Here is a 13,574-nt window from a genome sequence, read left to right as displayed (position 1 = left end):
TTAATTAATCTGTACCGAACAGGTCTCGTGTATAGACTTTTTCACCGACACTTTTAAGGTTGTCAGTTAAACGATTAGCCAATATCACATCTGATTCTTTCTTGAATACCTCAAGGTCATTCACCACTCGCGAACCGAAGAACTCCTCTGCTTCAAGCACTGGTTCATACACAATAACTTCGATCCCCTTCGCCTTGATTCGCTTCATAACGCCCTGCATCGCACTCGCCCTGAAATTATCAGAGCCAGCTTTCATAATCAGTCGATATACCCCGACAACTTTCGGCTTGCGCTTAATGATGCTATTAGCGATAAAGTCTTTTCGCGTTGTATTTGCATCTACAATCGCCTGAATCAGGTTATTGGGCACATCCTCATAATTTGCGAGAAGCTGTTTAGTATCTTTCGGCAAGCAATAACCACCGTAACCAAAGGAAGGGTTGTGGTAATGCTGCCCGATTCTCGGGTCGAGCCCTACGCCCTGGATGATCTGGCGTGCATTCAAACCGTGGGTTTCCGCATAGGTGTCCAGCTCATTAAAATACGCTACCCGCATTGCCAAGTAGGTATTCGAGAACAACTTGATCGCCTCCGCTTCAGTACTATCTGCGAACAGGATTGGCACATCTTTCTTGATAGCTCCCTGTTGCAACAGCCCTGCGAACTGTTCTGCACGAGCGGACCGCTCACCTACAACGATGCGCGACGGGTGCAGGTTGTCGTATAGCGCCTTTCCTTCACGCAGGAATTCAGGTGAAAAAATGATGTTATCCGACTCGAACTGCTCACGGATTCGCTGGGTATAGCCTACCGGGATCGTTGACTTGATCACCATTACCGCTTGAGGATTAATATCAAGAACATCGCGAATTACCGATTCAACACTTTTTGTATTGAAGTAGTTTGTTTCAGGATCGTAATCCGTCGGCGTTGCAATAATGACAAAATCAGCACCATCGTAGGCGCTATATTTATCGAGCGTGGCGGAAAAATTCAGATCGTTCCGCCCCAAGAACTCATGCACCTCCGCATCTTCGATGGGAGACTCATTTTGGTTCAGCATTTCTACCTTTTTTGCATCAACATCCAATGCAACAACTTCGTTGTGTTGCGCCAGGAGGAGAGCATTTGAAAGGCCAACGTAGCCAGTACCTGCAACTGCAATTTTCATGAATTAATAATTTCTATATTTAGTCAATTTATACGATTGCCCATGGTCACGGTGATCAGAAAGACAGCACCGCCGCTGTGCCCACCGCAATCCGGTAAAGGATCTCGGTTATATCCTTGGTAACCTGAATCTCGCTGGACTTGATCTTGGGCATAATCATGATTTCATCACCCGCGCGCAGCGTTCCGCGGAGCCGGTTGTCAAAATCGTTGTCTTCAATGCGGCTGATGGTTCCGTCCAGGTGCAGGATGACCAGCTCGTCCTGATTGGCGTTGTTAGTAAATCCACCGGCCAGCTCAACATAGTCTTCCAGGGTACGCTTTTCGTTAAACACCAGAGAGGTCGGGAATACCACCTCGCCAACGATGGAGATCGTCGAACTCTTCGATGGCACCACCAGCTCGTCACCGTCTTCAAGGAGCATTGCATTGGCGTTAGAGGTATTGGCCAATACCACCTGGCCACGCGGCTGAGCCTTTCTGGCCTTGGCGATGAAGTTCTGAATCATCGTTGCGGTTTCTTTTTGTGCGCCCCGTTCTTCAGAAGTTGCCGGTTGCCTTGTCAGAGCTTCCATCTGCAGTGCATCAAGAGAACGCTGCAGCGCCGCTTTTTGTCGCTCTGCGACACTTTTTCTGTACAGCTGTACCGAGAATGGGTCAGCGTTGGATCGGAACTTCAACTGGACCATCAAGTCGTCCAGTGTCGCGCCGTAGGGAAGAACAAATGTCGCTGGGCCGTCCAGCTCGCCACTCACTTTGATGGAAATAGATTCGATATCGCTGTCTTTTACCAGTTCAACTACAGCGCCGGAGTACAAAGGTGCCGACAGCGCGTCCTCCAACGGCATATAACTTGCCTGTTGACGGTCATCGACGACCTGAGTGATCCGGGCAAAATTGGCGAGTGGATCAGGCTTGGCGATCAACAACATTTCGCCAAGCTGCGTACTGGGGCCTTTAAACTCGATCTGAGCGGGTGTCTGTACCGCTCCTTCTATGGTAATGCTGCCGTTGCGCGGACCGACAACAATAGAGTCTCCATTGCGTAACTGGAGTGCAGGCATGGTTCCCGCCACCAGAAAGTTATATAGATTGATGTTTTGTATTAACTGGTTATTTCGCAGTACGTTTACATCAATAAAACTACCACTTTCCTGAGCGATACCACCGGCACTATCGATGTAGTAAAGAATCGAGTCCGAGGAGTAGCCGTTATATAAGCCGGGGCGATCGACAAAGCCGGTCACGAAGACTTTTACCGGCTGGCTGGCTTCGAGATTTACATACGCCTGTACGTTACTTTTGAATACCCGCTTTACATGTCGCAGGACGAAGCTGTTGAGCTCACTGTTCTCAACGCCCGCTACATGCACCGGCCCAACTTCAGGGATAAAGATATTGCCCTGAGGATCTACCGGTAATGTAGCGCTAAACGTGTAGGCACCCCATAGCTGCAGGTTGATCTGGTCACCCACCGCGATACGATATGAAGGGTTGAAGCCGGTAAATGGTTGATCCTTGAACGCCCCCTGGAACAGGGTCGCACCAAAAACAGGAGCGGTAGCTTCTAGAGCAAACGCTTCCTCTTCCTTCTCCAGTTGCTGTGTTTCGAGCGCATAGACTGCGGGGGCCAGCAGGGCAGCTCCCGCCAGAAGGGTCATAATGATTTTTTTTGATGCCATTTTCATTTTTCCAACAGCTTCCCAAGGCCTGTATCGATGGGAGCCAATTCCCTTGTCGATCATCAAATTAGAAAAACCAGAAGCCACAGATTAAATCCTGTGATCCCTGATACTAGCCACGAGCATTTTTCCAATCCCGTATAGAAGCAACAAGACAACTGCCAAGCTGATCAGGTTATACAGCTTACGGGGAAATTCAGCCTCTTCCGGCAACGACGGGCTAGTCACCGTCATCAAATGTTTCAGGTTATTTGAGGCTTCCATTCGCGCAGTTTCCAGGCCTTTTAGCGCCGTCTGATAGGCATCCATGGCAAATTGCATTTCCAGCTGCAAATTCTGGAACTCCGCACTGAGGCTATTCAAGCGCTCACCTTCGTTCTCTACCGGCTCCTGAACTTCACCGACAAGGCGAACTTTTTCCTGCTCAATTTGCGACTCTAACGCTTCTATCTCGGTTTGGATGGAAACAACTTTCGACGAGTCAGAGTTAAGGTATGCCTTGGACGCGGTTAACTGTGTTCGAAGTCCGGACAATCTCGCTTCCATTCCCTGGATAATACCGCTGACCCCCTGAGCCGCAGCTTCTGGGCTTACCATCTGGTGACGGTTCTGGAAACTGAGTACCTGTTCCTTAGCCGTCCTTAATTTATCTTTTGCCCGATCCAGCTCCTTGCGGACAAACTCGACCTGCTTGAATGCCAGCTGGTTACTCAACTCATTCACAAAGTCTTCCGACTGGCTCTTTAGCAGTTCAACCTGGCGGCGTGCAAATTCTGGCTCGAAGGCCTGTGCCGAGATGGTGATAATTCCAGTTTTTTCGTCGAAGGTTGCGCTGACGTGCTCCCGGTAATACTTAAGAAAATCTTCCTGGGAAGCATCTCCAGCCAAACGCGAAAAGAAGTCGTACTGGTCACTTTTGTAGTAACTGCCCAGTTCTAGCTTTTTATCAAGCGCCAAAGCCATGTCCAGTGACTGAACATAATTGACCACTAGATAGGCGTCCTGGCTCTCGCTAATCCCGCCCGGAACGAGGAACCCCAAAGAAGAAGAAATGGTTTCTTCAGAGCCGTTTTCCTTGACGATGATCTGGGTAGTGCTGACAAAGCGCTCAGACACCCAAAACAGGTAATATCCCCCGACCAGCAGTAATGGCACCAACACAAACAAGATCAACCCTTGCCAGCGCCGCCAACCCTGCCTCGAAGCTTTTTTCTCAGTGCCGACGGTTGGCTCGTTTTGCGCAATCCGCGCGAATACGCCCTTAACTGTATTCGCCGCATGTTTCAGCTTTGGTAGCGACCGGTTTTGCGGTGGCTGAACTGAGGCAGATTCCCCTGACTTCATTGTGTGCTCTTGCATTTTTTAACGTTTCACGTTTTCTGGGCTTAATTAGCCTTAGCAGGCGATACCCCAGCCAGGTAAAGTTCGATTGCCTCCTCGAGGTTCTCGTATACTTTCAAACCGGTGTCCCCGAGGAATATCCCCACTTCGCAATTTTCTTTCAGGGTACTCATGCTGTGGGCCACGATAATAAAGTTGGCGCTCTTGCGCTTCTCCGCAATCACCTCGCGGCATTTTTGCTTGAAGTGCGCATCTCCAACAGACATCACCTCATCTACGAGGTAACAATCAAACTCCACCGCGATACTGAGCCCGAACGCCAAGCGCGAGCGCATACCAGATGAATAAGATTTGACCGGGGAATCAAAATAGTTGCCGATCTCCGCAAACTCCTGAACCTGATCCAGTACTTTGCGCTTACTCTGCCCCCAGATGCCGTGCAACCCACAGATAAACGCTGCATTCTCGCGGCCAGTCATACTGCCCTGAAAGCCACCAGACAACCCCATTGGCCAGGAAATACGCTGGTCAGTCACAACACGGCCGGAATCGGGGTAGTCAATTCCGCCCATAATACGCAGCAATGTTGATTTCCCCGCGCCGTTGCGCCCGAGAATGCCGATATTCTTCCCTTCCGGAAAGCATGCATTTACGTCCCGAAACAGGAACTTTCGGCCATTCGAGGTACGGAATGACTTGGTCAGATTGCGCAACTCGATCATTGGCTACGCACCAAATCTCGCCACTGCGTCCGGTAGACAAGCAAGCCAAATGCCAGGCTACTGATGGATATCATTGCCAGGTATTTCACATCGCCAAACAAGCCGTGATAGCTGGTGAACAGCCCTTCCCTTGTCAATTCCACCATGTGCAGTACGGGATTCCAAACGAGATAGGCATGGTACTCTTCTGGAATCTGCTCGAGAGAGAAGAAGATCCCAGACAAGAAATACATGGGCCGCTGGATCATGGGCGCGAACTTTGCAGCCTCCGGGTACTTTTCACCAACCACACACAAAGTGAGACTGAGCCCCAGGCAAAAGGCCAAAAACAGAAGGTTGATCACAACCAGTAGAAGAAAGCTGTTGAACGTGGTCGAAATACCAAACCACGCGAAACCACCGAGCAACACAGCGAAGCTGCCGATGTAAATAACAAACTCCAGCAACACCCGCGTGACCACTGCGTCAAAAGGTCTTAACTGACGATAATTGAATAAACCGCGATTTGACTGAACGGCAGTCAGCCCTTTGCCGAAACAATGAGAAAAAAACAGAAAAGGGGCGATACCGCCCAGCATGAAGAGTGCCGTCGGAATGCCGGGGTAGAACTCCCGACCACGAAAACTGAAGACCGCAGCCAGAACCAGGATGTGCATCGCCGGCTCCAGCAGTACCCACGCGTAACCGAGACGCCACTTGCCAAAGCGGGTCTTCATCTCGCGAATCAGAAGCGCAAACATGACGTCGCGCTGGATCTGCCAAGGGTTGCGGCGGATGGTTGGATGCATTGTTGTAAGGTACGTTCTTCGGATTCTTATCAAATTGTCGCCGTTGATTCCCCCAAGGCGACCCCCGGTTCTCCGGGAAAGCTTGCTCTAGAGATCCGTCTCTCTGCTTCCAAGCCACAATTTAAAATTGTGACCCACATCCTTTTAAGTAAGCGCGGAATTCTACTCGAACTACCCCCCTAAATCACCCGCCAAGCAATTACAGATCATTACACTTGAACTGTATTTGCGACTGGCCAGTACGGCAGCGTCATAAGCTGAAGACCACATGCGAAAGCATTTGCAAGATTCCGACCACAATGGCGTGAAATAATTCACCAACCCACCAGCAAAACGTCATCGACAAAAACAAAAAAGCCGCATCCTTTCGGATGCGGCTTTTCGTATTTGGTGGAGCTAAGCGGGATCGAACCGCTGACCTCAACACTGCCAGTGTTGCGCTCTCCCAGCTGAGCTATAGCCCCAAATTCGGGTTGCTTTCGCGTTGCGTTTCCGTCGAAAGCGGGCGCATTTTAACAATGCATCGATCGGTGTCAACAAGAAAAACAACTTTTTAATCAATTAGTTAGGTGACTGTTGGTTTTTGGTGTTTAGGAGCCTACCCCGTCGTCCCGGCGGAGGCTGGCATTCTGTTGCGGGATGAGACTCCGCGGTTCGCCTGCGAGGCAGGCTCCTACAGATCTTCCGTTCTTCGTCATCCCGGCAAAGGCCGGGATCCAGCTGTGTGTCAGGGTGCCGGCCTCCCCGCCCGGCACCATAAGGATCAAGGTCAAAGCCCGGCGTACTCTTTCTCCCAGCGCTTCAACACTTTCTTGCCCGCGCCGCCGAGGACGTCGATGGCCTGCCGCAGGCGGGCGCGGCTGAGGTCTGGGCCCAGGAGATCCATGGCGTCCATCACGGAGAAAGAGGCCGTGGTGCCACTGATGGCGACGAACAGGGGCGCATTGAAATCCTTGAGCTTGACGCCCATCTGGGTGGACAGCTCTTTCATCGCCGCGAAGATGTTGTCTTTGCTCCAGCTGCGCAGCGCTTCCAGACGCCAGAGGGCGAACTGCAGGACCTTCTTCTGCTCTTCCAGCTCCAGTTTGCTATCGGCAAAGCTGGCTTCGGTGAGTGACAGCTTACCGGCGGCGAGGAAGCTGACCAGGGGGGCGAAGTCACCGAAGGTTTCCATACGGCCCTTGGCGTGAGGCAATACCTTCATCAGGTTATCGCGGTTCAGCAGCCAGCTCTGCAGACGGTCAGCCAGGGCCTCATCTTCCAGCTCGCGAATCCACAGGCCGTTGAGCCAGCTCAGTTTCTCCACATCAAATACCGGGCCGCCGAGGGAGACACGCTGGATGTCGAACTGCTCGAGCATTTCCGCCAGGGTGAACTTCTCACGCTCGTCAGGCATGGACCAACCCATACGGCCGAGGTAGTTCAGTAGCGCTTCAGGCATAAAACCGGCGCGCTGGTAATAAAGGATGGATGTAGGGTTCTTGCGCTTTGACAGTTTGGTCTTATCCGGATTGCGCAGAAGCGGCAGATGACACAGCATCGGCATTTCCCAGCCAAAGTATTCGTACAGCAGCTTGTGCTTGGGCGCGGAGTTGATCCACTCCTCACCGCGCAGTACGTGGGTGATTTCCATCAGGTGATCGTCAACCACATTGGCCAGGTGGTAGGTGGGCATGCCGTCGGACTTGAGCAGAACCTGGGCATCGACCTGGGCCCAGTCAATCTCGATAGGACCGCGCAACAGGTCTTCCACGACACAGGTACCGGATTCCGGGACGCTCATACGCACAACAAAGGGCTCGCCGGCCGCTTTGCGCTTTTCCACCTCTTCTGCTGGCAGCGCCAGGTCGCTGGGCTTGAGGGTTACCTTGCCGGTTTCCTGCAACTGAGCGCGCAGCTGCTCCAGCTCTTCCGCGGTGCGGTAGCAGTGGAAAGCGTGCCCCTTTGCCACCAGCTCATCACAGTACTTTTTATAGATATCGCCGCGCTCACTCTGGCGGTAGGGACCGTGTGGGCCGCCCACATCCGGGCCTTCCTGCCAGTCCAATCCCAGCCAACGCAGACTGTCGAGAATCGCCTGCTCGGATTCCGGGGTGCTGCGCACCTGGTCGGTGTCTTCAATGCGCAGAATAAACTGGCCACCTTGAGCCTGGGCGAAGCACTGGTTGAACAGGGCGATGTAGGCGGTTCCTACGTGGGGATCACCGGTGGGAGAAGGAGCAATGCGGGTTCTTACGGTCATGTTTCGCCTGATTGGGTTGATTGGAATCACGTTGGCTGATTTGAAGGCGCGGCATTATATCGTTGCGCTCTCAGGTCGCACAGGGGATCTGCCGCTTCCGCACACATCCAAAGCAAATAACACGATTCCTGCCTGCCCTATAGCCATGTAGCACCCGGGGTGTAGCGCCTGGTGCTCACCGCCCCGCCAGCAATACGTGGCTTAGAAGCAAATATCCCGTTGCAGGCGATCTCCCCATCTGCAAGTCGAGTCCCCAAGTGCGCCAATTCGCGCTTGCAACAGGCCGCCGAACAACTATTTTTCTTGTAGAGATTTTGCAGTTTCTCCCTTCCCCTTCCACACAATAAGGCCAGTCCTACGGGAACCCACATCCATGCTCATTGCGCACTCAGGCGACAAAATTCACCACCCGGAAAATACCCTGGCAGCATTCGAGGCTGCCCATGGTCTTGGCGCCTGCGCAATTGCTACCGAAGTCCAATTCAGCAAGGAACTCACACCCTGGTGCTGCGCCGGCGATGGGCTTGAATTTGTGTCTGCTGGGATTTCTGCACCACTGCACTGCCTCAAGGACAAGGATCTGAAAACCCTGCCACTCAGCAGCTTCCAGCAACTGGTGGACTGGGCCGGTCGGCACCGGCACCTGGAATGGTTTGTGGAACTGGGACCTGCCACCCTGCAGAAGGTCGGTGCGGAGGCCGCTATCCAGCGCTTACTCGATGAAATCCCCGACAGCGCGGACGCCTATGTGCTGCTGACCTCAGACCTGCGCAGCCTTCGTCTGGCGCGCAACTTGGGTTTTGACCAGGTTGCGCTGCGTATCCCGAATGTGGCTCGCTGCCTGTCGGTGGAAGTGGTGACTCTGGCACCGGATTATCTGCTGATCGACCAGCAGGCAGTAGACCGCCAGGAGTTGCCTCCCGGCCCCTGGCAATGGGTGGTGCACGAGATCAATACCACTCAGGGCGCCGTACATTGGCATCACCGCGGCGCCCACCATATTCTCACTGGCAATATACCCCTGCTGATGCGCTCGCGGGAGGCCAGCAATGTCTACGGAATATGACGTGCTGGTGGTCGGCGCCGGTATTCAGGGCGCCGGCGTGGCGGAGGCTCTGACCAGCGCCGGTTACCGGGTGGCCGTACTGGAGCAGGAATCAGTGGCGTACGGGACCTCGTCCCGCTCCTCCAAACTGATACACGGCGGGTTGCGCTACCTGGAGAGCGGACAATTCTCACTGGTGCGCGAGTGCCTGAAGGAACGCAAGTGGCTGTTGTCGCACAAGCCGGACCTTGTGCACATGGTGCCGTTCCTGATTCCGGTATACCGCCACAGCCGACGTCCACCGTGGAAGATCCGCCTGGGTCTCAGCTGCTATGCGCTGTTGGCGGGACTGCTTTCCTCTCACGCCCGCTTCGGCTCCGTTGATCTGCAGGATTACGATGCCCTCAGTGGACTGAACAGCGATGACCTGCTGGCGGTTTACCGCTATTACGACGCCCAGACCGATGACGCCGCACTCACCCGGGAGGTCATCCGCACTGCCACTCGTGGTGGCGCGGAATTGATCTGCCCCGCCAGTCTGGTCGGCGCAGAAGTGACAGACAAGTTCGTGCGTGTGGACTATTTCCACGAGGGTCAACTAAACACCCTGCACTGCCGGGCGCTGGTCAACTGTTCCGGCCCGTGGATCGAGGAGACCAACAGCAAATGCACCCCCAGCGCGAAATTGCCGCCCCTGGAACTGGTGGCGGGCACCCATATCCAGGTGCCACTGAAACTGGCCAACAAGATCTTTTATGTTGAAGCAGAAGACGGCCGCGCCGTGTTCGTGATGCCCTGGCAAGGGGAAACCCTGGTCGGCACCACCGAGCGCCCCTACCATGGCAACCCCTCCGAAGTCGCACCGACACTGGAGGAAAAGGCCTATCTGCTGCGCACGCTGAAGCAGTACTTCCCGGAAACCCGCCCGCTGCAACTGAGCGAACTGAGCGACAGCTTTGCCGGCCTGCGGGTGCTGCCACTCGCCACTAGCAATCCCTTCTCCCGCAGTCGCGAAACCATGATCTGCTGCAATAACGAAAAAATACCCCGCATCGTTGCGGTGGCCGGCGGCAAACTGACCAGTTACCGTGCCACTGCACGCAGGGTACTGAAAAAACTGCGCCCCGTTCTGGACACCCAGGACCAGTGGGCACCGCCGGCAACTGCGCACACCGAGGATGCGCGACTGAGTGCCAAAGAGCGCAACACCTGAGCACCACCCACTTGCCCCGTCAGGTCGCCATGCGGCGGTGATCAGCGCCGGAGCCGGGCTTTGTTATACTGCGCCCAGTTTTACCGCTTGAACGCTGATTTATGTCCCAGAGTCCACAAACCCCTTCAACAGCCGCACCCCAGAAACACACCCCGGCTACCGCTGGCACAGCGATGGCTGTCTCACACCGCTTCTGTACTGCACCTTTGATGGATTGGAGCGATCGCCATTGTCGCTATATGTGGCGACTGCTGAGTAAACATGCCCTGCTGTATACGGAAATGGTCACCACCGGTGCCATTCTGTTCGGTGATCAGGCACATCACCTGGACTTTGACGCCGCCGAACAACCGCTGGCACTGCAACTCGGTGGCAGCGACCCGGAAGATCTGGCGCGCTGTACGGAAATTGCCGAGCAATGGGGCTACAGCGAGGTGAACCTGAATTGCGGCTGCCCCAGTGACCGGGTCAAGAAAGGTCGCTTCGGCGCCTGCCTGATGGCGGAACCGGATCTCGTGGCCGAATGCCTCGCAGCCATGCGCAGCGCAGCCTCCATTCCCATTACGGTAAAGCACCGTATCGGGATCGACGATATGGAAGACTATCCGGGACTGACCCGTTTTGTGGAAGCCCAGGCCAAAGTGGGTATCACCACATTTATCGTGCATGCCCGCAAAGCGTGGCTGAACGGCCTTAGCCCGAAAGAAAACCGCGAAGTACCGCCGCTCAAATACGAGATGGTCTACCAGCTGAAACAGGATTATCCGGAACTCGAAATCGTACTGAACGGCGGCATCAACTCCATCGACGAGTGCAAACAGCATCTGCAGCAACTGGATGGTGTTATGCTCGGGCGTGCCGCTTACCAGACCCCGGGAATACTGGCGGAAGTGGACCAGGCCCTGTTCGGCGGCGACCCGGGCCCCACACCCGCTGCGGTGATCCGCGAAATGTTGCCCTACATCGAAGGGGAACTGGGCAAAGGGCAGAGACTAAGCCACATCACCCGGCATATGATGGGACTGTTTCAGGGGGTGCCCGGTGCCCGGCGCTTCCGCCGCCACCTGAGTGAGCACGCGATCAAGACGGGCGCAGGACCTGAGGTACTGGAACAGGCTCTGGCACTGGTGACCGACGCCGCCTGAGTAATACGCAAACTGACGAGAAATAAGGAAGTGAGGGGAGTTATGAATAAACTGGAACAACTGAAACAACGCAGCATGGTGGTAGCCGACACCGGCGATATCGAGGCGATCCGCCGCTATCACCCCCAGGATGCTACAACCAACCCCTCACTACTGTACAAGGCCGCACAACTTCCCCAGTACCAACAGCACCTGAAAGATGCTCTCGGCTGGGCGGAGAAAAGCGGCGGCGATGTGATTACCCTTGCCTCGATGAAACTGGCCGTGTCCATTGGGCAGGAAATACTGCAGCTGATACCCGGTGTTGTCTCTACCGAAGTCGACGCGCGACTCTCGTTCGATACCCGCGCCAGTATCGAATACGCGCGCAAACTGATTGCCATGTACAAAGACGCCGGCATCGAGCGCGAACGGGTGCTGATCAAACTGGCCTCTACCTGGGAAGGCATCACCGCCGCCTCGATACTGGAGCGCGAAGGTATCCACTGCAACCTGACACTGCTGTTCAGCCAATGCCAGGCCGTGGCCTGTGCGGAAGCCGGGGTAACGCTGATTTCCCCCTTCGTCGGCCGCATTCTGGACTGGTACAAGGCCAGCACCGGGCGCGATGACTACACTGCAGAAGACGACCCCGGTGTGCTCTCGGTAGCCCAGATTTACGAATACTACAAATCCCGTGAGTACCCCACGATCGTGATGGGGGCGAGTTTCCGCAATACCGGTGAGATTGAAGCCCTCGCGGGCTGCGACAAACTCACCATCAGTCCGCAACTGCTACAGGAGTTGCATGACGACCAGGGCCAGCTGGCCGCCGGACTCGGCAGCGAGTTCCCACCGCAGCCCGCGCCCAGCGAAAAACTGCAGGAAGCCGAATTCCGCCACCAGCTGAACGCCGACGCCATGGCGACGGAAAAGCTGGCCGAAGGCATACGCAACTTCGAGGCAGACCAGCTCAAGCTGGAAGCGCTGCTGCAACAGGCTCGTTAAGGTTGCCGGTCTTAGGCGACGACCACCGAAGTGACCACCGTAGAAGGAACCACAGCCCATGCTGCAACAGATTCGCAAACTGTTTGACCAGATCGGTCGCGGGCAAAGTGTGGAAGTGCACCCGGAAAAAGACGTGCGCATGATCAGCGCGGCCCTGCTCGCGGAAATTGCCACCGCTGACCACAAGGTGGATGAACGTGAAACGGTTGCACTTAAAAACCTGCTGCAGGCGCACTACCAACTGGACAGTGCGTCGGCGCAGGAGTTGGTGGAGCGGGCACTGGCAGAGCGCCAGGAAGCCACCTCCCTGTATGAGTTTACCCAGACGGTAAACAGCAACTTCAGTGAGCGAGACAAATATCTGCTGGTGAAGCAGATGTGGCAGGTGGCGTATGCCGACGGTGAGATTGACGCTTTCGAGGAACACCTGATACGGCGGGTGGCGGATTTGATCTACCTGCCCCACGGGTTGTTCACCCGCGCACGCGCCGAGGCCCGGGACGAAAGCGAATAAAGGGAAAGTGTTAAACGAACAATCGTAAATGGAAGGAACGGGAGCGGAAAATCGGAAGCGTAAATATGAGGCGAATCGTCTAAAGCCGGATTAGCGAGCCAGCACGCTCTTGCCACCCAGCGCCGCCTGCTCCACTTCCAGTGCCTGCACCAAATCGCGGAAAGTGGCTTCATTCTGCTCATTCATACTCATGAGCACACGGTGCGCTTCCAGCACCATTTCTCTTGCAGTGTGCTCATCCGGGGTATTGCATTTCAGCGGAGCCGGTTCCGCCTGGTAGGCATCATTGTCGGCGTCGCCAGTGATATCCATCAACGCATCGAAGCCCATTTTATCCAGCAGATGCCGCAGGCCGGCGTTATCGCACAGGACCAGCGGCTTGCTCACACCGCGCTCTTTGACGCGCATGGCAATTTTCGCCATCAACCCCAGGGTAGTACTGTCTATTCCCTTAGCCTGGTACAGGTCGAACACCACACCGCGGAAATCACCGTGAGAAAACATCTTGTCGATAAATTTATCGAAAGATGTACAAAGATTGAGGCGCACATCGCCCACCAGCTTCACGACATAAATGCCCTGGTGGTCACCAACCATTATCTGCCCGGACTGCATAGTAACCTCAAACACATCCCAAGCTATTCCTGAGCCAGGACGCGAGATTGAAAAATTGCGGCGTTTCGCCGCAGCACAGATCCTTGTGCAAACCCAATTCAACGGACGAA

12 protein-coding genes and 1 tRNA gene are annotated in these 13,574 nt (G+C 54.8%); 5 read left to right on the top strand and 8 right to left on the bottom strand.

Going from position 1 to position 13,574, the window contains the following annotated elements; translation table 11 throughout:
• Nucleotides 1-4: 4 nt before the first annotated feature.
• The 7 genes from PVT68_RS16685 to gltX form a co-directional block, all read right to left on the bottom strand.
• The gene (locus PVT68_RS16685; RefSeq protein ID WP_280320071.1) at nt 5-1,171 is read right to left on the bottom strand and encodes a nucleotide sugar dehydrogenase; all 1,167 of its coding nucleotides are present in this window, start codon (nt 1,169-1,171) and stop codon (nt 5-7) included.
• A 55-nt stretch (nt 1,172-1,226) separates the two neighbouring features.
• The gene (locus PVT68_RS16680; protein ID WP_280320069.1) at nt 1,227-2,939 is read right to left on the bottom strand and encodes a polysaccharide biosynthesis/export family protein; all 1,713 of its coding nucleotides are present in this window, start codon (nt 2,937-2,939) and stop codon (nt 1,227-1,229) included.
• Between the two features lie 3 nt (nt 2,940-2,942).
• Nucleotides 2,943-4,196: a hypothetical protein gene (locus tag PVT68_RS16675; RefSeq protein ID WP_280320067.1), complete on the bottom strand. Its 1,254-nt coding sequence runs from the start codon at nt 4,194-4,196 to the stop codon at nt 2,943-2,945.
• A gap of 41 nt (nt 4,197-4,237) precedes the next feature.
• A complete protein-coding gene (locus PVT68_RS16670) occupies nt 4,238-4,915 on the bottom strand; it encodes an ABC transporter ATP-binding protein (protein ID WP_280320065.1) in 678 nt (225 codons plus the stop codon).
• Nucleotides 4,912-5,703: an ABC transporter permease gene (locus PVT68_RS16665; protein WP_280320063.1), complete on the bottom strand. Its 792-nt coding sequence runs from the start codon at nt 5,701-5,703 to the stop codon at nt 4,912-4,914. The genes PVT68_RS16670 and PVT68_RS16665 overlap by 4 nt, the downstream gene beginning before the upstream one ends.
• A 388-nt stretch (nt 5,704-6,091) precedes the next feature.
• Nucleotides 6,092-6,167 (bottom strand) — tRNA-Ala (locus tag PVT68_RS16660).
• A gap of 305 nt (nt 6,168-6,472) precedes the next feature.
• Nucleotides 6,473-7,945: a glutamate--tRNA ligase gene (gltX, locus tag PVT68_RS16655; protein WP_280320061.1), complete on the bottom strand. Its 1,473-nt coding sequence runs from the start codon at nt 7,943-7,945 to the stop codon at nt 6,473-6,475.
• A 373-nt stretch (nt 7,946-8,318) separates the two neighbouring features.
• Between gltX and PVT68_RS16650 the strand changes: the two genes are divergently transcribed.
• From PVT68_RS16650 to PVT68_RS16630, 5 genes are all read left to right on the top strand, one after another.
• Nucleotides 8,319-9,011, top strand: coding sequence for a glycerophosphodiester phosphodiesterase family protein (locus PVT68_RS16650; RefSeq protein ID WP_280320059.1), 693 nt, complete (start codon nt 8,319-8,321; stop codon nt 9,009-9,011).
• Nucleotides 8,995-10,203 carry a glycerol-3-phosphate dehydrogenase/oxidase gene (locus PVT68_RS16645; protein WP_280320057.1) on the top strand — a complete coding sequence of 403 codons (1,209 nt, stop codon included), beginning with the start codon at nt 8,995-8,997 and terminating at the stop codon, nt 10,201-10,203. The genes PVT68_RS16650 and PVT68_RS16645 overlap by 17 nt, the downstream gene beginning before the upstream one ends.
• 173 nt (nt 10,204-10,376) lie before the next feature.
• Entirely contained in the window at nt 10,377-11,348 is a 972-nt protein-coding gene (dusA, locus tag PVT68_RS16640) for a tRNA dihydrouridine(20/20a) synthase DusA (protein WP_407666106.1), read from the top strand.
• Between the two features lie 42 nt (nt 11,349-11,390).
• Nucleotides 11,391-12,335 (top strand): transaldolase, encoded by a 945-nt coding sequence (gene tal, locus PVT68_RS16635; protein ID WP_280320055.1) that lies wholly within the window; start codon nt 11,391-11,393, stop codon nt 12,333-12,335.
• Nucleotides 12,336-12,393: 58 nt separating this feature from the next.
• Nucleotides 12,394-12,849, top strand: coding sequence for a tellurite resistance TerB family protein (locus PVT68_RS16630; protein WP_280320053.1), 456 nt, complete (start codon nt 12,394-12,396; stop codon nt 12,847-12,849).
• A 90-nt stretch (nt 12,850-12,939) separates the two neighbouring features.
• Here PVT68_RS16630 and PVT68_RS16625 read toward each other — a convergent pair whose 3' ends face one another.
• The gene (locus tag PVT68_RS16625; RefSeq protein WP_280320051.1) at nt 12,940-13,479 is read right to left on the bottom strand and encodes an STAS domain-containing protein; all 540 of its coding nucleotides are present in this window, start codon (nt 13,477-13,479) and stop codon (nt 12,940-12,942) included.
• Nucleotides 13,480-13,574 lie beyond the last annotated feature (95 nt).

This window comes from Microbulbifer bruguierae (assembly GCF_029869925.1).
Lineage (GTDB): Bacteria > Pseudomonadota > Gammaproteobacteria > Pseudomonadales > Cellvibrionaceae > Microbulbifer > Microbulbifer bruguierae.
This window is presented reverse-complemented; position numbering and strand designations above follow the sequence as displayed.